Source organism: Nitrosospira sp. Nsp11 (assembly GCF_900142705.1).
In the GTDB taxonomy this organism is placed as follows: Bacteria; Pseudomonadota; Gammaproteobacteria; order Burkholderiales; family Nitrosomonadaceae; genus Nitrosospira.
In genome coordinates this window covers 1-19,479 of the sequence record NZ_FRBV01000019.1, presented here as the reverse complement: position 1 = coordinate 19,479, position 19,479 = coordinate 1, and the positions used below count along the sequence as shown (strand labels likewise).

Here is a 19,479-nt window from a genome sequence, read left to right as displayed (position 1 = left end):
GGACCAGCAACGGAAATGTTCAGCGATCTCAGCCAATCGCCCTTAAGCAAGAATTTACAACGCCTGTTCCTGCTCAGGAATATCGTGATTGCCGCGCAGTGCATGACTTTTGCCCTGGCGCACTGGGTGCTCAACATGCAACTGCCCTGGACGGAGATGGTGGCGGTAACGGTTATGCTGGCCGTGTTGAATCTGGCGACATGGATACGCCTGCGCCGCAAATGGCCAGTCTCGAGCATCGAGTTTTTCGCTCAGCTGCTGGTTGATGTTTTTGCATTGAGCGCACTGCTGTATTTCAGCGGCGGATCGACAAACCCGTTTATATCGCTGTATCTCCTGCCGCTGACGATAGCCGCCGCCGCGCTGCCCTGGGCCTACACGTGGGTAATGGCTGCCATTACAATAAGCTGCTATACGCTGATGCTATTTTATTACCTGCCGCTGCCTCATGATCATGAGGAACACAACAGCGAGTTTAACCTGCATGTGTCGGGCATGTGGTTGGCCTTCGTGCTGAGCACCATGTTAATCGCCTGGTTTGTTGTCAAGATGGGCATATCCATTCGCGAGCGCGACAAGGATCTGGCGCTGGCGCGCGAACAGGCGCTGCGTAACGAACAAATCATTGCGTTGGGCACGCTGGCAGCCGGTGCTGCGCACGAACTCGGTACGCCGCTGGCGACGATGGCGGTTGTCACCGGAGAACTGCAGGACGAATATAAAGAGAACCGGGAATTTCAAGACAACATCAGGATACTGCGCGATCAGATCACCCAGTGTAAACATACGCTGACACAATTACTGGCCGATGCCGGGCAGGCGCGGGCCGAGGAGGGCAGCGGCCAGGCTGTTGATTCTTTTTTGCGGCAGGTGTTGGATAAATGGCAATTGATGCGGCCTTCCGTCCAATTTACTTACCGTGGCAGCGGCGTAGAGCCTGCTCCACAAATACTCAATACGCAATTGCTGAGCCAGTCGATTTTAAATCTGTTGAACAATGCGGCGGATGCGTCCCTCAAACATATCGAGATCGAAGTCAGCTGGAATTATCAGGAACTGCATCTTCAAATTCTCGACTATGGCGACGGATTAACCGGGGAAGCCGTACAGCGTGCTGGCCAGCCATTCTTTACGAGCAAAGCCTCAGGGCAGGGTTTCGGAATAGGTTTATTTCTGGCAAATGCGAATATCGAGCGGTTTGGCGGCAAAGTACGCCTGACCAATCGCGTAGGTGGCGCCTGCACGCAAGTTACATTACCCCTGATACGGCAATCGATATGACAACGTTATCAACAACGGAAGTGGATGATCGCCCGGCGTTACTCATCGTCGACGACGACTCGACTTTTTGTACGGTACTTGCGAACGCAATGACTAAACGCGGATTCAACGTTACGTGTGCGCATACCGTCGAGCAGGCCCTGGAGTGCGTCGAAGCATGTACCCCTGAGTATGCCGTTATTGATCTAAGGCTGCCCGGCACTTCAGGACTGACTTTGGTTGAAAAATTGAATGCGCTCGATCCGGGTACCCGAATTGTCATGTTGACCGGTTATGCCAGCATTGCCACCGCAGTGGAAGCAATCAAACTCGGGGCAATGCATTATCTTGCGAAACCGGTCGACGTTAATGAAATCATGATGGCGTTCGAGCGCACTACAGGCGACGCGGATGTGCAGATCAGTGCGCACCCGTTATCCGTCGGCCGCCTGGAGTGGGAGTATATTCAGCGTGTGTTAAATGAGAATAAAGGCAATGTTTCCGTAACAGCAAGAGCACTGAATATGCATCGGCGCACCCTGCAACGGAAGCTCACCAAAAACCCCGCTAAAGCATAAGACATGGTACGAACGGGTTCTCAAGCGATTTAAGAAAAACCGCAGGTGAGCCGTATGTCCGTCCCCACCATCCGCACATCATTTATCTTGAGTGCGCGCTTATCCGCAAGGTTTGCCAGTTCGGGTAATTTCATCATGCCGCGTGCCGCATCACCTATCAGACACGGCGCGAGATAAATTATCAGCTCATCCACCAGCCCCGCGTTGATGAGAGAGCCATTCAGTTTGAAACCCGCCTCGATCAGCACTTCGTTTATTTCAAAGTCGGCAAGCTGCTGCATCATGCCAGCGAGATCAACGCCGCCATTTTCTCCCGGCAACACGATTACGCGAGCCCCCACCTCACGCAACGCCAGGATTTTCCCCTCGCTGGCGGTCGCGGTAAAAATCAGTTCTCCGCCGCCGCGCAACAGCCCGGCATCCACCGGAATATCGAGCCGGCTGTCGACTACCACCCGCAACGGTTGCCTGGAGGTGTTTACGTGACGTACGGTGAGCTGCGGATCGTCCGCCAGGACCGTACCGATACCGGTGAGAACCGCACAAGAGCGGGCACGAAGACGATGACCGTCGCGTCGCGCCGCTTCACCGGTTATCCATTGACTAGTGCCATTGTTGAGCGCGGTTTTGCCATCGAGGCTCGCAGCAATTTTCATCCTGATCCAGGGACGCTTGCGCGCCATGCGCGAGATAAAACCGATATTGAGCGCCCTTGCTTCCGCTTCCATCAGCCCGGATTGCACCTCTATCCCTGCCGCTTTCAGGGATGCACAGCCTCTGCCTGATACCAGGGGGTTCGGATCTTCCATGGCTATTACCAGTTTCGCAATACCCGCCTTGATCAATGCTTCGGCGCACGGAGGAGTTCGTCCATGATGGCTGCAAGGCTCAAGCGTGAGATAAGCGGTTGCGCCTTGCACTGCCGCCCCCGCAGCGGAAAGCGCGTTTATCTCGGCGTGATGCCCGCCTGCACGTTCATGCCAGCCGCTGCCAATGACCTGCCCGTCGCGCACCAGTACGCAGCCGACCCGGGGATTAGGACTCGCGCTGTACAGACCTTTTTCAGCAAGCCGCAGCGCTTGGGCCATAAAGCTGTAATCGGTTGACGAAAACATAGGAAGCCCATCATTTCAGTTGATCGAGATTGCGGAATAGGGTTGACGGCTTCGTCCAGTTATCCTGAATCCGCACCTTGGCGAGCTCACTAAAAAGATAAAGCACACGGGGGTAAGAAAAATCCTTCAGTTATGGCTTTTAGCTGAAAAATGAGCGGTCAGCTGCCCCATTCGAAGTTATTGCCTTATGGGCGGAAGATCAGAAAAATGGATGCGAGGGAGTTATCATCAGGATTTTTTTTCTTCTCTCTTCTTCTGCGGTTTTTGCAGCTCTTTGATGGCATTGTGAAAGTCATCTGCATCCTGGAAACTTCTGTAAACCGACGCAAAGCGGATATAAGCGACTTTGTCCAGCTTGTAGAGCTCCTCCATCACCATCTCACCAATCCTTCGCGTAGGTATTTCGCGTTCTCCCAGGTTTAAAAGCTTTTGCACAATTCGATCCATCGCTCCGTCCACATCCGCGGTTGGAACCGGGCGCTTGTGTAAAGCTCGCACGAAGCTCGTAAGCAATTTTTTACGATCGAATTCAGCGCGATTACCGTCCTGTTTTATCACTTGAGGTAAACGCAATTCCACTGTCTCGTAAGTGGTAAAGCGTTTGCCGCATGTGAGACAACGACGACGACGACGTATCCTGTCGCCTTCCTCGCTGACACGGGAATCTATCACGCTTGTGTCATCGGCGTTGCAGAACGGGCATTTCATGACACAAATTCAGAGAGTGAAAGATGCCGATTGATCGATGCTTCTCAGCAGCAATGGGTGAATACAATGCTTGCCAGTGTGATGCAATCAACACTTTATTCCATACACCGGGAATTTTGCACAAAGCGTTTTTGCCTGTTCCGCTACTTGCGAAATCACCGCGACATCCGTAGGCGCATCCAGCACATCGGCGATCAGATTTGCTAGTTGTTCCGCTTCAATTTCCGTAAAACCGCGCGTGGTAATCGCGGGCGAACCAATACGAATTCCGCTGGTAACAAAAGGTTTTTGTGGATCGTTAGGTATGGCATTCTTGTTGACGGTAATGTGCGCCAGCTCCAGAGATTCCGCCGCCTGCTTGCCGGTAATATACTTGGGACGAAGGTCTACCAGAAACATGTGGCAATCGGTGCGTCCGGACACGATGCGCAAACCGCGCTCCTGCAACACCTTGGCCATTACGCGCGCGTTGTCGATCACCTGTTCCTGGTAATTCTTGAACTCTTTACTTGCGGCTTCTTTAAACGCTACCGCCTTGGCCGCAATCACGTGCATCAACGGCCCCCCCTGAGTCTGGGGAAAAATAGCGGAATTAAGCGCTTTCTCGTGCTCCGGCTTGGCCAGAATAACGCCGCCGCGCGGCCCCCGTAATGTCTTATGCGTGGTGCTGGTGACAAAATCGGCAATACCGACGGGGTTGGGATAAAATCCCGCCGCCACCAACCCGGCGTAGTGAGCCATGTCAACGAACAGATAAGCGCCTACTTCATCGGCAATTTTGCGGAAGCGTTTCCAATCTATGACTAATGCATAGGCGGACGCCCCGGCAACGATCATTTTGGGTTTATGTTCATGCGCAAGCCGCGCCACCTCATCATAGTCAAGCTCTTCGGTTTCGGGATCCAATCCGTATGAAACGGCATTGAAAATTTTTCCGCTGAGGTTGACTGAAGCACCATGAGTCAAATGCCCGCCATGGGCGAGCGACATGCCCAGCAGCGTATCCCCTGGCTTCAATGCCGTCAAATATACCGCGGCATTGGCCTGTGAACCGGAATGTGGCTGAACATTAACGTACTCCGCACCAAACAGTGCTTTCAGCCGATCTATCGCAAGCTGCTCCACAACGTCTACATATTCACAGCCGCCGTAGTAACGCTTGCCTGGATAACCTTCAGCATATTTATTCGTCAGCACCGATCCCTGCGCTTGCATCACCGCCGGACTGGCGTAATTTTCCGAGGCGATCAACTCGATATATTCTTCCTGGCGTTGTACCTCACCTTTTATTGCCTGCCAGAGATCGGGGTCGACCTGTTGCAAGGTCAGCTTCGGAGACAGCATGTCAGTTCATTCCTTGATATTATTTGAAGAAAAGCTAGATAGATAATTATCTCGCCGGATTTTTCCATCACTAATACGACTATACGTCGAGATTTCTTACTCCCAATGCATTGTTTTCGATGAATGCACGTCGCGGCTCGACCACGTCACCCATCAGGGTAGTGAAAATTTCGTCGGCAGCGATACTATCCTCGATCTGGGCACGCAACAATCGGCGGCTTGCGGGGTCCATTGTGGTTTCCCACAACTGCGCCGGGTTCATTTCACCCAAGCCCTTGTAGCGCTGAGTCCCAATGCCCTTTTTTACCTCCTGCAGCAGCCAGTCAAGCGCTTGTTTGAAATTGCTTACCGGCCGTTTTTGTTCACCGCGTCTGATGTAGGCCGTCGGCCCCATCAATCCATCGAGCACTTCAGCGGTTTGCTTGATTTGAGCATAGTCACCGCTATGCAAAAATTCCTGATCGAGGTAGGTGGCGCGAACATTGCCGTGATGCATGCGGGAAATTTTCAACCGAAACTCTTCGGTGGCGGCGTCGTATTCCGGCGTAATTTTTACCCTGGAAACATGCGCTGCAAGCCTGGCTGCGCTTTCAGCGGCAAGGCTTTCGCCGCTTAAATCAATATCAGGATGCAGGAGCAACGTATGCATTACTTCGCTGTCGATGAGGCGGCTCATGCGCTCGATCACGGCTTCGGCCAACAGGTATTCATTGGCGATCTTTTCCAGCGTTTCTCCCGTGAGAGGCGGCTTATCTTCCCAGTTATGCAATTCGGCTCCATTCAGCGCCAGACCCAACAGATATTGTTTGAGTTCGTGGTCGTCCTTGACGTAGCGTTCCTGCTTGCCGTGCTTGATTTTATATAATGGCGGCTGGGCAATGAATATATGGCCACGCTCGATCAATTCCGGCATTTGTCGGTAAAAAAAAGTAAGCAGTAAAGTGCGGATGTGCGATCCATCCACGTCCGCATCGGTCATGATGATGATGCGGTGGTAACGCAATTTGTCGGGATTGTATTCGTCCTTGCCGATCCCTGTGCCCAGCGCCGTAATAAGGGATGCGAGTTCCTGCGAGGAAATTAATTTGTCGAAACGGGCTCTTTCGACATTCAGGATTTTTCCCTTCAACGGCAGGATAGCCTGAAATTTACGGTCGCGCCCCTGCTTCGCCGAACCACCCGCGGAATCGCCCTCGACCAGATAAAGCTCAGAGAGCGCGGGGTTTTTTTCCTGACAATCGGCAAGCTTTCCGGGCAAGCCCATGCCGTCCAGGACGCCTTTACGTCGAGTCAATTCACGCGCCTTTCGCGCTGCCTCCCGCGCGCGCGCCGCATCGATGATTTTGCCGCAGATCGTCTTGGCATCCAGCGGTTGCTCCAAAAGGAACTCCGTCAATTTTTGCGACACGATTTCCTCCACTGCGGGGCGTACTTCGGAGGAAACGAGTTTTTCCTTGGTTTGCGAGGAAAATTTAGGCTCGAATAACTTCACGGACAAAACGCAGGATAGACCCTCGCGCATGTCGTCGCCGGAAGTTTCAATTTTGGCTTTTTTCGCCACCTCGTTTTTTTCGATATAGTTGTTGAGCGTGCGCGTCATGGCAGCGCGTAACCCAGTGAGGTGAGTTCCCCCATCCTTTTGTGGAATGTTATTGGTAAAACACAATACCTGTTCGGAATAGCTATCGTTCCACTGCATCGAGACTTCAACCATGATGCCGTCTTTTTCGCCTGAAGCGTAGAAAATATTCGGATGAAGAACCGACTTGGTGCGATTGACATACTCGACAAAGCTTCGTACTCCCCCAACGAAAGCGAAAATTTCTTCCTTGGCGTTGCGCTGATCAACCAGATGAATTTTAACGCCATTGTTGAGGAATGAAAGTTCGCGCAGACGCTTTGCAAATATATCATAGTGATATTCAATGTCGCCGAAGATTTCCTTGCTGGCGAGGAAGTGTACTTCCGTTCCACGGCGCTCGGTCTTGCCTGTGACAATCAGGGGCCCTACGGGAACGCCCATGCGGAACTCAATCTGATGAACCTGCCCGTTTCGACGAATAGTGAGGCGCAACCATTCCGATAAGGCATTGACCACGGACACGCCAACGCCGTGCAATCCTCCTGATACTTTGTACGAATTGTCGTCAAACTTGCCGCCCGCATGAAGTTCAGTCATGACGATTTCGGCGGCCGAGCGTTTCAGTTCGTCATCGTGTTTTATACCGGTAGGAATCCCCCGGCCATTGTCCTGTACGGTTAACGAGTTATCCGGATGAATGATGACGGAAATTTCGTCACAATGACCCGCTAGTGCTTCGTCAATCGCATTATCCAGCACCTCGAATACCATATGATGCAAGCCGGTGCCGTCACTCGTATCGCCTATGTACATGCCTGGCCGCTTGCGCACAGCATCAAGCCCTTTCAGGATTTTGATGCTGTCCGAACCATAGGCGGTCGAACTTTCATTTTTTTGTTGCCGAGTGCGGTTTTTGTCGTTCATTATCCTGTTCCTTCAGTTGTCTTCAGTTTCACGTGAAACGTGGACCGTCTTCCCATTCCACCTGTTCGGTAGAATGTACCTTCCGCAAAACTAATTTAAATAGCTGGTTGGGGCAATTGGGATCTTGCTTCCGTTGTTCATATCCTCATCGGCATCACGACATACTTGAAATCTTCGTTGCCAGGGATAGAAATAAGCGCACTACTGTTGGCATCGCCGAATGCGCATCGCACTGTTTCGCAGTTCAGATGGTTCAATACGTCGAGAAGGTAGGTGATATTGAAGCCTATATCCAGCGCTTCCCCTTCATACTGAAGCTCCAGCTCTTCCTGCGCTTCTTCCTGCTCGCTGTTATTACATACAATGCGAAGATTACCCGATGTCAATATGAGACGGACGCCGCGAAATTTTTCGTTGGATAAAATTGATGCACGCTGCAGCGTCTGCAAGAGCAGCGCCCGATTTATATCAAACTGCTTCTGGTAGCCCTCAGGGATAACACGGTTGTAGTCGGGAAATTTTCCGTCCACAACCTTAGATACCAATATCACATTTGAAAAGGTGAAGCGAACCTGATTCTGGAGGAGTTCCACCGTGACAGGCTCATCAGTGTCATTCAGCAACCTCGCCAGTTCCAGTACCACCTTGCGCGGGAGAATGACTTCTTTTTTTTCCTGAGGTGCTTCCAGCAACATCAAGGCAAACGCCAGGCGGTGACCGTCGGTAGCGACAACCTTCAGATGATTATCCTCCATCAGTAAAAGGAGGCCGTTCAAATAGTAACGGATATCCTGCTGCGCCATCGCATATTGAACCATGGACAGGATATGTTTCAGCGCTTTCTGCTGTACTGTTATTTTTGCCTGAGGTTCTGTACTTTCAGGAAATTTAGGGAAATCTTCGACAGGCAGGGTTTGTAAATTAAAACGGCTTTTTCCCGCTTTGGCATGCAACCTGTTCTCACCGGTTTCCAGCGTTACTTGAACCTTATCAGGAAGGGCACGCAATATGTCCTGCAGTTTTTTTGCCGGTACCGTAACCGCGCGTTCTTCATTTACTGGATTAGCGTCCTCTACGGAGGTAGTTATCTGAATTTCCAGATCAGTTGCAATAAACGAAATTTTCTCCTGCTTTCGCTCTATTAACACATTGGAAAGTATCGGCAACGTATGACGACGCTCGACAATACCGGTAACCGTTTGCAACGGTTTAAGTAAAGTATCCCGATCTGTTTCTATTAGTTTCATTGTATTAAAAACCTAAATAATAGTTAATAAAAGCGGGCTAAGTCCGGTATTAATAAAAAAAACTACTTGATATCAGCAGATTACCCATTATTTTTTTCCGGTATCAAGCCGGTATGGTCTGTGGGCAGTTTGTGGATAGAATTATCTTCTCGAAAAAAAACCGAGTTATCCCCAAATCATCCTTTTGCTATCCTCGCTGTTATTAACCGCGCAGAATGTGCAGCAACGCATTAAAGTCTCGATTGATCGCTGGGTCCGATGCGCGTAATTCGGCAATTTTCCGATATCCGTGCAGTACGGTAGTGTGATCCCTGCCACCAAAGGCTTCACCTATATCGGGCAGGCTCAGAGGGGTCAGTTCCTTGGATATGGCCATAGCCATTTGCCGCGGTCTCGCAACGATGCGCGAACGTTTTTTTGAATACATTTCAGCCACTTTGATTTTATAGTAGTCCGCAACCGTCTTCTGTATATTTTCAATCGAAATTTGACGATTCTGTACCGCTAGCAGGTCTTTCAATGCTTCTCTCGCCAAATCCAGCGATAATGAATGACCCGTAAAACGGGAGTAAGCGAGCACTCGTTTCAGTGCGCCTTCGAGTTCACGCACATTGGAACGAATATGCTTGGCTATGAAAAAAGCAACGTTTTCATCCAGAACAATATTTTCCATCAATGCTTTTTTAAGCAAAATGGCGACACGCATTTCCAACTCCGGCGGTTCGACCGCTACTGTCAAGCCCCACCCAAAACGGGAAATCAACCGTTCTTCCATACCTGAAATTTCTTTTGGATAAGAGTCGCAGGTGATGATTACCTGTCTATGCGCTTCGATCAGCGCATTGAATGCATAGAAAAATTCTTCTTGAGTTCGATTCTTGCCGCCAAAAAACTGGATGTCGTCTATTAGCAGAACATCGAGCGAATGATAGTATCGTTTGAAATCATCAAAAGCTTTATGTTGGTAAGCCCTTACTACGTCGGAAACATACTGTTCCGAGTGAATATACCTGACCTTGGCTGTGCTGTTGTGTTCCAGTACAAAATTTCCGATAGCCTGAATCAGGTGAGTTTTGCCCAGCCCGACGCCGCCGTAAATAAAAAATGGGTTATAAGCGGTGCCTGGACGTTCGGCAACCTGAATGGCGCCCGCGCGCGCCAGTTGATTCGCTTTTCCGGTAACGAAATTATTAAAAGTGAAAGATGGATTCAGACGGCTCGGATTTTTTTCACGTTTTTCTCTCGCATCCATGGCAAATTTTTGTGCTGGCACCACGGGAACACCAAACGGGGCGGAATTTGAAGGTGGCGTTGCAGATGGCGACGTTGGGTCAGTATTTTCAGTAGCCCGAATAGTTGTTTTTGTCGAACTCGGATCAGCAAGCTTCAATTGAAAACGAATAGCTTGGGGAAAATGCAGCCCCGCCATTTGTTCAATGCGGGACAGGAAATTGTCCTTGACCCATTGCATGACGAACCGGTTGGGAGCGATGACGACTGCGGTTGAGTCGTGGGGATTATGCGATACCTCCAGGCGTAACGGTTTGATCCAGGTATTGAATTGCTGGGCACTCAGCTCTTTCTCAAAATGTTCAAGACAGGAAAGCCAAAAGATATCCATTGCCGGCATGATTGTCATTGCTGATTGGGGAAGAAGCGGAAATCGGAAGTTAAAAGCGAAAGCGCAGGCGAGGAGTGCATTTTAGACCGTTCCTCCCGACTTATCCACAGGGTGGGGAAAAAATATTGGTTGACATCAACGTCTGTAAAGAGTTGTAATGCCGAGTTTTATTGATTATCAGGCTCAGGGGACATAATGAAACGCACTTATCAACCGTCCGTAACGCGGAGGAAGCGAACCCATGGTTTTCGAGTTCGCATGAAAACCCCGGGGGGTGCGGCCGTTATCAGAGCTCGCCGCGCCAAGGGACGAGCCCGTCTGGCAGTATAGTTGCTAACACCAGGTTGAACTCGAGGGATTGTATTATTCGCTTTCAAAAAAATAAGCGGCTGCATAAAGCAGAAGAATTTTCCTCGGTTATCCGATTCAAGTGTTCTGCACGCAGCGAATTTCTTCAGGTTTTCGCTAAGCCCAATGGCTTGTTACACCCGAGACTGGGGCTGATCGTCGCTGGTAAAATCGAGCGGTTGTCCGTAAATCGAAACAGGGTGAAACGCGTGTTGCGCGAGGCATTTCGAGCGCGCCAACGAGATCTGGCCGGCCTTGATCTCGTGGTGCGTTTACGATGCCGGGTTAGCCATAACAATTCTTCACGGATAGCGGGGGAAGCGGAAAAGCTCATGATTCAACTGCAGCGATGTCGCGGATAATCATCGGTTTTATCAAGCTCTATCAATATTGCCTGAGCCCTTTTTTAGGGCCCTCGTGCCGGTTCAGTCCATCCTGCTCAAACTATGCATGCGAGGCACTCACCAAGCATGGGGTGCTTCGGGGAATATTTCTGAGCGTCTGGCGGATAATGCGTTGCAACCCCTGGGCCCGTGGCGGGCATGACCCCGTCCCATAGGATTTATCACATGGGGCTTATCAGGTTTGAATAATTCATGCCTGGATTATCCCGTATCGTAAAATATAAAATCGCGAAGCAAGATGGATACACAAAAACTAATACTCTTCCTGATTTTCTCCACCTCGATGCTGTTTCTGTGGGAGGCGTGGCAGAAGGAACAACTTCCGCCATCCCCCGCCACATCAGCCTCTGCGACCCAAGGTGGGGCAAATCAGACTGAAAAAAACGGCCAGAACGAAACCCCGATACCCGGCGATAAGCTTGTTTCGGCACAACCGGGCAAGGATGGGGCGGCTGTCCAAGACGGTGTTCCGGTCAAGGTGACGGGCAAGCTGGGGATAGGCGAAAAAATTGTCGTCAAGACCGATATGGTTGTTGCGGAAATCGATACTGCGGGAGGCGATTTAAGACGCCTTGAGTTACTCCAATACCCTGATACTGCAGATAAAAACAAATCCTTCGCACTACTGCAAAGTCAGGACGAGCATGTTTATGTGGCCCAGTCGGGGCTGATAGGAGAAGGCCTGCCCAGCCACAAGACAAATTATACGGCGGACCAGAGTACGTATGAGCTGGCGGCTGGGGCGGAAAAAATCGAGATACGACTCCTGGCACCCGAGGTCGAAGGCGTGCGCGTAGTCAAGATATACACGTTCCATCGCGGCACTTATCTCATAGATGTCAGTTTCGAGGTTACCAATCAAGGAACTGCCGCGATCCAGCCCTTCTCTTATTTCCAAATGTTGCGCGATAGCCAGCCTCCAGTAGGTTCGGTATTCATGATTCCCACTTATACCGGCGCCGCGCTGTACACAGAGCAGGATAAGTTCAAGAAAATCGAGTTTTCGGCCTTGGATAAAGGCAAGGCAACCTATCCTAAAACGGCTGACAATGGCTGGATTGCCATGCTGGAGCATTATTTTCTCACCGCCTGGCTTCCGAAGGACAAAACCCCCCGCGAGTATTACGCGAAGCCCTTGGGCGACAACGAGTATACGGCCGGTGTCATTGTGCCGGTGGGCATGATCGAGCCTGGCGCTACGGCTACCGTTACGGTGCCGCTCTACGCGGGTCCCGAGGAACAAAGCAAGCTCGCAGCGGTTGCTCCCGGGCTTGACCTTACGGTGGACTATGGCTGGCTGACAGTGATCGGGGCACCGCTGTTCTGGTTGTTGTCGTTCTATCATTCATGGACGGGAAATTGGGGGGTAGCCATTATCCTTCTGACCATGTCGGTCAAGCTGGTGTTTTTCCCATTATCCGCGGCGGGCTATCGATCGATGGCGAAGATGCGGCTGGTTACGCCCAAGCTGCAGCGTTTGCGTGAACAGCACGGGAACGATCGTCAGCGCATGCATCAGGCGATGATGGATTTTTACAAGGCCGAAAAAATCAACCCGATGGGAGGCTGTTTTCCCATCCTGGTTCAGATTCCGGTGTTTATCTCGTTGTACTGGGTATTGCTCGCGAGCGTGGAGTTGCGTTATGCGCCCTTCGCATTGTGGATAGAAGATATGTCTTCTCCCGACCCTTATTACGTGCTACCCATACTCATGGGTATTTCCATGTTCATCCAATCGAAGCTAAGCCCGCCTTCTGCGGATCCGATCCAGGCGAAAGTGATGCAGATCATGCCGTTCGCTTTCAGCGTCTTCTTCTTCTTCTTTCCCGCTGGGCTGGTGCTCTATTCATTGGTCAATAACGTGCTTTCCATTCTCCAGCAATGGCAAATCACGCGCATGATCGAAAGTTCTGCCGCCGCTACTGCCGCGGTAAAACAGAAAAAGCAGAACGGCTGATATCGCCGAGCTCTTTCTATTCGAAATGGCTGGCTCTATTGGAAATATCCAGGTGAGGTGAGGGACCCTGTCAGGGTGACTCATCTCGACCCAGTGTGTGATGGAAAATGCTGACACTATTGCCGCGGTTGCTACGCCGCCCGGACGAGGTGGCATTGGTGTAGTGCGTGTTTCGGGCAAGGATATAAAATCCTTGACGCTGAAAGTTATCGGTTATGTTCCTGAACCGCGCTACGCCACCCTAAGCAAGTTTTTCGATGAAGATGGACAAGTCATCGATCAAGGAATCGTTCTTTTTTTCCCTGCTCCCCATTCCTATACCGGCGAAGACGTTCTCGAACTGCAGGGCCACGGCGGCCCAGCGGTAATGAATCTATTATTATCAAGTTGTCTCTCCGCGGGCGCCCGGATGGCGCAGCCCGGAGAATTTACCCTTCGTGCCTATCTTAACAATAAGTTGGACCTGGCTCAGGCTGAAAGTGTAGCGGACGTCATTGACGCCAGTACGAGCGAAGCCGCACGGTGTGCCATGCGCTCTCTGCAAGGAGAGTTTTCCAGCGCCATACATGTCGTTGTGCGAGCGCTTACTGATCTTCGTATATCGGTTGAAGCATCACTGGATTTTTCGGAGGAGGAAATAGATCACGTCCATCGTGCTGATGTTAGCTACAAGCTGAAAAGCGTCCAGGCACAACTGGAGCATGTGCTTGCATCGGCCCGGCAGGGCAGCATACTGCGAGAAGGTATATGGATCGTTCTGGTTGGACAACCTAACGTCGGAAAATCAAGCCTGCTGAATGTACTGGCAGGTGAAGAGGCGGCCATTGTCACGGAGATACCGGGTACTACACGTGACACGATCCACCGGACCATCGAAATTGAAGGCGTTCCGCTACATTTGCTGGATACCGCTGGACTGCGGGAAACGGACGACGCCGTGGAAAAAATGGGCATCGCCCGCACGCGCTCCACCATCGAGAAAGCGAATTTCGTATTGCTCGTGATGGACAGCCGATGGGGCATTACCTCGGAGGATCAAGCGATACTCGACAGTCTTCCCTCAGGATTACCGGTAATATACGTGTATAACAAGATCGATCTGCTGGACAAGTCCTCCCCTATCGAAGCGGGAAACGGCGAATTAGAGATTTACCTTTCCGCGATAACCGGCGCGGGGATTGAAACACTTCGCCAGAAGCTACTGGAACTAGCAGGATGGCAACCACGCTCGGTGGGCGAGGGTGCATTCATGGCGCGCCAGCGCCATCTGCGCGCGTTGACGGCTACCCGCGAATACTTGGGAAACGCTGCAGAACTGGACAAGGAAGAGTTTCAATCCGAACTGCTCGCCGAAGAGTTGCGGCTTGCTCAGCAAGCTCTATCGTCCATTACTGGCGAATTTGGGGCCGACGATTTGCTTGGGGAGATATTTTCGCGATTCTGTATTGGCAAGTAACGCCTCGGGGTGGTCCGATTTCCGGCCATCCAGCGGTTCTCCAAGAATTTCAAGAAAAAATGTTTCACGTGAAACAGTCTCACATGAAACTCCCATGGAACATACGTCCGGATAGCCCCATTTCATGGCTCCGAAGGGCTGCGCCTTACATAGGTCTCCGTTTTACCGTAGAATGCCCGTCTTTGAAGGGTGCTGTAGCGTAATGATTTATTCGGAAAATTTCGATGTAATAGTTATAGGTGGGGGACATGCCGGTACCGAGGCCGCCCTCGCAGCTGCACGCATGGGCAAAAAAACCCTTCTGTTGTCGCATAATATCGAAACGCTGGGGCAGATGTCCTGTAACCCTTCCATAGGAGGTATCGGCAAGGGGCATTTGGTGAAAGAGGTTGATGCGCTGGGTGGAGCAATGGCTGCCGCAGCCGATGAAGCCGGTATCCAGTTTCGCATACTGAATTCGAGCAAGGGGCCGGCGGTACGGGCAACGCGTGTCCAGGCAGACAGGGTGCTCTATCGCCAGGCGATCCGGCGTCGTCTCGAAAACCAGCCCAACCTTTGGTTGTTCCAGCAGGGGGTGGACGATCTCACGCTTGAAGGGGGGCGCGTCACCGGTGTCGTAACCCAATTAGGAATCAGGTTTGCGGCCAGGGCGGTGGTCCTGACGGCAGGAACGTTTCTTGGGGGGCTTGCGCATGTGGGATCAGCTAATTTCCAGGCCGGCCGGGCCGGCGATCCGCCCTCCACCAGCCTGGCTGCACGTCTGCGGGAGATGAAGCTGCCTGTGGGGCGGTTAAAAACCGGGACTCCGCCGCGTATAGACGGCCGTAGCATCGATTACTCGGCGGTTACCGAGCAACCGGGAGACGACCCTGTGCCGGTCTTCTCCTTTATGGGGGACGCTGCCCGGCACCCACGGCAGTTGCCCTGCTGGTTGACGCATACCAATAGCCGTACCCACGACATCATCCGCAGCGGCCTGGATCGATCTCCATTGTTTACGGGCGTAATCGAGGGCACAGGGCCGCGTTATTGTCCCTCCATTGAGGACAAGGTCGTTCGATTTTCAGCGAAGGAATCGCATCAGATCTTTCTGGAACCGGAAGGTCTCGACACTCATGAGGTATACCCCAACGGAATCTCGACCAGTCTGCCATTTGACATGCAGGTAAAGCTGGTGCAGTCGATTAAAGGGCTTGAAAATGCGCATATTACGCGCCCCGGCTATGCTATCGAATACGACTTTTTTGACCCGCGGGCATTGAAAAGCTCGCTTGAAACAAAAGCAATCGAAGGTTTATTTTTTGCCGGCCAGATCAACGGGACGACGGGCTATGAAGAAGCTGCTGCCCAGGGATTGCTGGCAGGGATTAATGCGGCGCGCAAAACACAAGACCGGGAAGCATGGTGTCCGCGCCGCGACGAAGCTTATCTCGGCGTTTTGGTAGACGATCTCGTCACCCGAGGTGTGACCGAACCCTACCGCATGTTTACCAGTCGTGCCGAATATCGCCTACAACTTCGGGAAGACAACGCTGATTTGCGTCTGACCGGGATGGGCCGGGAGCTCGGGGTGGTCGACGACGTACGCTGGGCTTCATTCGAAGCCAAGCGCGAAGCGATTGTTCGAGAGCAAGGCAGATTAAAAGCGACGTGGCTCAGTCCGAATACCAGCTTGAAAGCTCTGCCTGAAGCAGACGTGTTGCGAGTGCTTGGCAAGACCATTGGACATGATTATTCGCTATACGAATTGTTGCGTCGTCCGGACGTATCCTATGCCGCTCTGATGACGCTGCCCGGCGCAGGGGAGTGCGTTACTGACCCCGTGGTTGCGGAACAAGTTGAAATCCAGGCGAAATATCACGGCTACATTGAACGTCAGAAGGATGAGGTGGCGCGTAATGCGGGCTATGAGGACATTCGCCTGCCGCTCGATCTTGATTACGCTACCGTGCGCGGCCTTTCCAGCGAGGCACAGCAAAAACTGAATGAATTCAAGCCGGAAACAGCAGGACAGGCGGCCAGGATTTCCGGCATAACGCCAGCAGCAATTTCACTATTGCTGGTACACGTCAAACGTGGATTTTCCGGCCAGAAAAAAAAGAAAAGCGCATGAGACTCGCCGCGCAACTCTCTGAGGGGATTGAAGTCCTGGGGTTGGCGCTCCCGCGCGAAACCCAAACGCGCATGCTGCAATACCTTGCGCTGATCCGCAAGTGGAACCAGGTGCATAACCTGACCGCGGTGCGTGAGCCGGAAGCAATGCTGGTTCGTCATTTGCTCGATAGCCTCGCCATTTTACCGCACGTCGCGGGACCACGTATTGCCGACGTTGGCAGTGGCGCCGGCTTGCCAGGGATTCCTCTGGCTTTGGCGCGGCCAGAGTGGCGTGTGACTCTGGTCGAAACCAATCATAAAAAAACCGCTTTTTTGCAGCAGGCGCGAATAGAACTCGATTTAAAAAATGTCGAGGTGATGACTGAGCGCGTCGAAAACTTTCATCCGGTGGATGGGTTTGATGTCGTCATTTCCCGTGCTTTTTCCGATCTGGCGGATTTTGCCGGCCTGGCGGGGCATTTGTGCGCGCCAGGAAACGGTGGCGGCAGACTTGTGGCGATGAAAGGAGTGTATCCTCATGAAGAACTGGCGCAGCTCCCAGCACAGTTCATGGTCGAAAAGATATTACCGGTTACAGTCCCTGGCCTTGAGGCAGAGCGGCATCTTGTTTTGATCAAGCAGATATAGCGGGTGACGGCGTTGCGACGGTGGTTTTAGCGGATGGCCTCTGCGATTTGACGGCCGGGTTAGCCGGAGAGGCCCGGTTCGGAGGGGACAAGATGGCAAAAATTCTGGCAATAACCAATCAAAAGGGTGGGGTAGGAAAAACCACTACGAGTGTTAATCTGGCCGCGAGTCTCGAAGCCGCCCAGCGTCGTGTCTTGTTAATCGATCTCGATCCGCAGGGTAACGCCACGATGGGGAGTGGCGTGGACAAACGTGTCCTGCAGCATACGGTATATCAGGTATTGCTGGGTAGCCAAAGTATTGCAGATGTCCGTGTAACCACTACCAGTGGCAAGTATGACCTGGTCCCCGCCAACCGTGATTTGGCCGGGGCTGAAATAGAAATGGTGGATTTACCCCAGCGGGAAACACGACTGAAGGCCGCGCTGCAAGCGGTGGAAAAGGAATACGATTTTATTCTCATCGATTGTCCGCCCGCACTTAACCTGCTGACACTCAACGGTTTATGCGCTGCCCATGCGGTAATGATTCCGATGCAGTGCGAGTATTACGCCTTGGAGGGGTTAAGCGATCTTGTCAATACCGTAAAAAAAGTACGGGCAAATCTCAACCCGGTGCTCGAGATCGAAGGATTGCTGCGTACCATGTTCGACCCCCGCAATATACTGGCGCAACAGGTATCCGAACAATTGCAGCAGCACTTTGGGGACAAGGTTTACCGCACTGTAATCCCACGTAACGTGCGACTGGCTGAAGCACCAAGCTTCGGCATACCGGCGTTGTATCACGACAAATTATCGAAAGGCACGCAGGCCTATCTGGCGCTGGCGGGGGAAATGCTAAACAGAGACTCATCCGGTGTCGGGCCGGTCCAACAGGATCACGATCAGAAGCTTGAAGCTTAGCCGGATAAAGACCAGGAAGGAAAAAAGCAGATGAAATTGAAGGGGTTGGGAAGGGGGTTGGATGCGTTGTTGGCAGGTGACAGCGATGGTCGCAAGGTAGAAGAATCGCTGCAGAACCTGAAAACTTCACTGTTACAGCCGGGCAAGTATCAGCCGCGCACCCACATGGATAAGGAATCTTTGGCGGAGCTGGCGGAATCCATCAAGGCCCAGGGGGTAATGCAACCGATCCTGGTTCGGCCTGTTTCGCCGGGAAGCTACGAAATCATAGCCGGCGAGCGGCGCTGGCGGGCAGCACAACTGGCGGGACTCTCCGAGGTGCCGGCGCTCATCCGCGAAGTACCGGATGAGGCAGCGCTGGCCATGTCGTTGATCGAGAACATTCAACGCGAGAACTTGAATCCGCTGGAAGAAGCGATGGGTATTCAAAGGCTTATCAAAGAATTCGGAATGACTCACCAGGCTGCCAGCCAAGCGCTGGGCAGCTCCCGCAGCGCGGTTTCCAACCTCCTCCGATTACTCAATCTACCGGCTGCCGTGCAGGAATTGCTGATGCAGGGAAAGATCGACATGGGACACAGCCGCGCGCTGCTCTCGCTTCCTGCGTCAAAGCAGATAGAAACCGCGAATCTGGTGGTGTATAAACAGCTTTCGGTACGCGAGACCGAAAGGCTGGTGCATCGGATAGAGCATCCGGTAGAAAAAAAACACCCCAAACGCGATCGCGATTTGTTGCGCTTGCAGGAAAATATCTCTTTGAAACTTGGCGCGCAGGTCGTCATAAATCCCGGAAAAAAAGGCAAGGGAAGCGTAGTGATTCACTATGACAGCCTTGAGCAATTGGACGGAATATTGTCTCGGTGGTGATCTGGAATTATTTCCGGACGGCAAGCCCAGGGTTTTTAAAGAACATTGAAAATTGAAAAAATTTCTCTCGCGCTACATGGGGGCTTTTCAAGGTTTTTAAAGGGGGAGAGCGATCGTTGCCCCCAAATTGCTTGACTTAGGCCATTTTCGAGGATAGTCTTTGCCGGGTTGTGGGTATGTAAAGTACCAGTTAGACCGTATTAGTTAGTACAAGTAGTAATTAATTGAATGGCGCAGCAACAAATTATCGAAGCTCATACCGGCGGGGAGTGGTTAAGGAGTCGAAGTTTGGTTCAAGCCGGTAGAGCGCGCAGCACATGATCAACGCAACAGGAGGAAACAACATGGCAACAACACTAGGAACGTCGGGTCACGCCAAGGCAAGTGGACGCGACTACGACATGTCGGAGTGGTATGACTC

At 52.0% G+C, this 19,479-nt stretch carries 17 protein-coding genes; 11 read left to right on the top strand and 6 right to left on the bottom strand.

Annotation, left to right across the window (positions count from 1 at the left end; translation table 11 throughout):
• Positions 1-15: 15 nt before the first annotated feature.
• Positions 16-1,281, top strand: coding sequence for an ATP-binding protein (locus BUA28_RS14480; RefSeq protein WP_072768825.1), 1,266 nt, complete (start codon positions 16-18; stop codon positions 1,279-1,281).
• Positions 1,278-1,838 carry a response regulator transcription factor gene (locus BUA28_RS14475; protein ID WP_072768824.1) on the top strand — a complete coding sequence of 187 codons (561 nt, stop codon included), beginning with the start codon at positions 1,278-1,280 and terminating at the stop codon, positions 1,836-1,838. The genes BUA28_RS14480 and BUA28_RS14475 overlap by 4 nt, the downstream gene beginning before the upstream one ends.
• Before the next feature lie 29 nt (positions 1,839-1,867).
• On the opposite strand, the gene ribD is transcribed toward BUA28_RS14475, so the two are convergent.
• The 6 genes from ribD to dnaA form a co-directional block, all read right to left on the bottom strand.
• Positions 1,868-2,953, bottom strand: coding sequence for a bifunctional diaminohydroxyphosphoribosylaminopyrimidine deaminase/5-amino-6-(5-phosphoribosylamino)uracil reductase RibD (gene ribD, locus BUA28_RS14470; RefSeq protein ID WP_072768823.1), 1,086 nt, complete (start codon positions 2,951-2,953; stop codon positions 1,868-1,870).
• A gap of 228 nt (positions 2,954-3,181) precedes the next feature.
• Positions 3,182-3,661 carry a transcriptional regulator NrdR gene (gene nrdR / locus BUA28_RS14465; RefSeq protein WP_072768822.1) on the bottom strand — a complete coding sequence of 160 codons (480 nt, stop codon included), beginning with the start codon at positions 3,659-3,661 and terminating at the stop codon, positions 3,182-3,184.
• Between the two features lie 87 nt (positions 3,662-3,748).
• Complete coding sequence (gene glyA / locus BUA28_RS14460; protein ID WP_072768821.1) at positions 3,749-5,005, bottom strand: serine hydroxymethyltransferase; 1,257 nt, start codon at positions 5,003-5,005, stop codon at positions 3,749-3,751.
• 79 nt (positions 5,006-5,084) lie between these two features.
• Complete coding sequence (gyrB, locus tag BUA28_RS14455; protein WP_072768820.1) at positions 5,085-7,511, bottom strand: DNA topoisomerase (ATP-hydrolyzing) subunit B; 2,427 nt, start codon at positions 7,509-7,511, stop codon at positions 5,085-5,087.
• A gap of 137 nt (positions 7,512-7,648) precedes the next feature.
• Positions 7,649-8,758 (bottom strand): DNA polymerase III subunit beta, encoded by a 1,110-nt coding sequence (gene dnaN, locus BUA28_RS14450; RefSeq protein ID WP_072768819.1) that lies wholly within the window; start codon positions 8,756-8,758, stop codon positions 7,649-7,651.
• Between the two features lie 202 nt (positions 8,759-8,960).
• Entirely contained in the window at positions 8,961-10,388 is a 1,428-nt protein-coding gene (gene dnaA / locus BUA28_RS14445) for a chromosomal replication initiator protein DnaA (protein ID WP_072768843.1), read from the bottom strand.
• Positions 10,389-10,574: 186 nt separating this feature from the next.
• On the opposite strand from dnaA, the gene rpmH reads away from it, so the two are divergent.
• From rpmH to BUA28_RS14400, 9 genes are all read left to right on the top strand, one after another.
• Positions 10,575-10,709: a 50S ribosomal protein L34 gene (rpmH, locus tag BUA28_RS14440; protein ID WP_072768818.1), complete on the top strand. Its 135-nt coding sequence runs from the start codon at positions 10,575-10,577 to the stop codon at positions 10,707-10,709.
• A gap of 14 nt (positions 10,710-10,723) precedes the next feature.
• Complete coding sequence (gene rnpA / locus BUA28_RS14435; protein ID WP_256598342.1) at positions 10,724-11,089, top strand: ribonuclease P protein component; 366 nt, start codon at positions 10,724-10,726, stop codon at positions 11,087-11,089.
• Positions 11,077-11,286, top strand: a complete 210-nt coding sequence (gene yidD / locus BUA28_RS14430; RefSeq protein WP_072768817.1) for a membrane protein insertion efficiency factor YidD — start codon at positions 11,077-11,079, stop codon at positions 11,284-11,286. Before rnpA ends, yidD begins: the two co-directional genes overlap by 13 nt.
• Positions 11,287-11,369: 83 nt before the next feature.
• A complete protein-coding gene (gene yidC / locus BUA28_RS14425) occupies positions 11,370-13,088 on the top strand; it encodes a membrane protein insertase YidC (RefSeq protein ID WP_072768816.1) in 1,719 nt (572 codons plus the stop codon).
• A gap of 100 nt (positions 13,089-13,188) precedes the next feature.
• Complete coding sequence (gene mnmE, locus BUA28_RS14420) at positions 13,189-14,544, top strand: tRNA uridine-5-carboxymethylaminomethyl(34) synthesis GTPase MnmE (protein WP_072768815.1); 1,356 nt, start codon at positions 13,189-13,191, stop codon at positions 14,542-14,544.
• 202 nt (positions 14,545-14,746) lie between these two features.
• Positions 14,747-16,657 carry a tRNA uridine-5-carboxymethylaminomethyl(34) synthesis enzyme MnmG gene (mnmG, locus tag BUA28_RS14415; protein ID WP_072768814.1) on the top strand — a complete coding sequence of 637 codons (1,911 nt, stop codon included), beginning with the start codon at positions 14,747-14,749 and terminating at the stop codon, positions 16,655-16,657.
• A complete protein-coding gene (gene rsmG, locus BUA28_RS14410) occupies positions 16,654-17,286 on the top strand; it encodes a 16S rRNA (guanine(527)-N(7))-methyltransferase RsmG (RefSeq protein ID WP_072768813.1) in 633 nt (210 codons plus the stop codon). The genes mnmG and rsmG overlap by 4 nt, the downstream gene beginning before the upstream one ends.
• Before the next feature lie 92 nt (positions 17,287-17,378).
• The gene (locus tag BUA28_RS14405) at positions 17,379-18,191 is read left to right on the top strand and encodes a ParA family protein (RefSeq protein ID WP_072768812.1); all 813 of its coding nucleotides are present in this window, start codon (positions 17,379-17,381) and stop codon (positions 18,189-18,191) included.
• 30 nt (positions 18,192-18,221) lie between these two features.
• Entirely contained in the window at positions 18,222-19,058 is an 837-nt protein-coding gene (locus BUA28_RS14400; protein ID WP_072768811.1) for a ParB/RepB/Spo0J family partition protein, read from the top strand.
• Positions 19,059-19,479: the final 421 nt, after the last annotated feature.

Coding starts and splice junctions, on each gene's coding strand:
- gyrB (WP_072768820.1), bottom strand. CDS start 7,511: ATGAACGACAAAAACCGCACTCGGCAACAAAAAAATGAAAGTTCGACC.
- BUA28_RS14475 (WP_072768824.1), top strand. CDS start 1,278: ATGACAACGTTATCAACAACGGAAGTGGATGATCGCCCGGCGTTACTC.
- rpmH (WP_072768818.1), top strand. CDS start 10,575: ATGAAACGCACTTATCAACCGTCCGTAACGCGGAGGAAGCGAACCCAT.
- rsmG (WP_072768813.1), top strand. CDS start 16,654: ATGAGACTCGCCGCGCAACTCTCTGAGGGGATTGAAGTCCTGGGGTTG.
- BUA28_RS14480 (WP_072768825.1), top strand. CDS start 16: ATGTTCAGCGATCTCAGCCAATCGCCCTTAAGCAAGAATTTACAACGC.
- yidD (WP_072768817.1), top strand. CDS start 11,077: ATGTCGCGGATAATCATCGGTTTTATCAAGCTCTATCAATATTGCCTG.
- glyA (WP_072768821.1), bottom strand. CDS start 5,005: ATGCTGTCTCCGAAGCTGACCTTGCAACAGGTCGACCCCGATCTCTGG.
- ribD (WP_072768823.1), bottom strand. CDS start 2,953: ATGTTTTCGTCAACCGATTACAGCTTTATGGCCCAAGCGCTGCGGCTT.
- dnaN (WP_072768819.1), bottom strand. CDS start 8,758: ATGAAACTAATAGAAACAGATCGGGATACTTTACTTAAACCGTTGCAA.
- dnaA (WP_072768843.1), bottom strand. CDS start 10,388: ATGCCGGCAATGGATATCTTTTGGCTTTCCTGTCTTGAACATTTTGAG.
- BUA28_RS14400 (WP_072768811.1), top strand. CDS start 18,222: ATGAAATTGAAGGGGTTGGGAAGGGGGTTGGATGCGTTGTTGGCAGGT.
- nrdR (WP_072768822.1), bottom strand. CDS start 3,661: ATGAAATGCCCGTTCTGCAACGCCGATGACACAAGCGTGATAGATTCC.
- mnmE (WP_072768815.1), top strand. CDS start 13,189: ATGGAAAATGCTGACACTATTGCCGCGGTTGCTACGCCGCCCGGACGA.
- yidC (WP_072768816.1), top strand. CDS start 11,370: ATGGATACACAAAAACTAATACTCTTCCTGATTTTCTCCACCTCGATG.
- mnmG (WP_072768814.1), top strand. CDS start 14,747: ATGATTTATTCGGAAAATTTCGATGTAATAGTTATAGGTGGGGGACAT.
- BUA28_RS14405 (WP_072768812.1), top strand. CDS start 17,379: ATGGCAAAAATTCTGGCAATAACCAATCAAAAGGGTGGGGTAGGAAAA.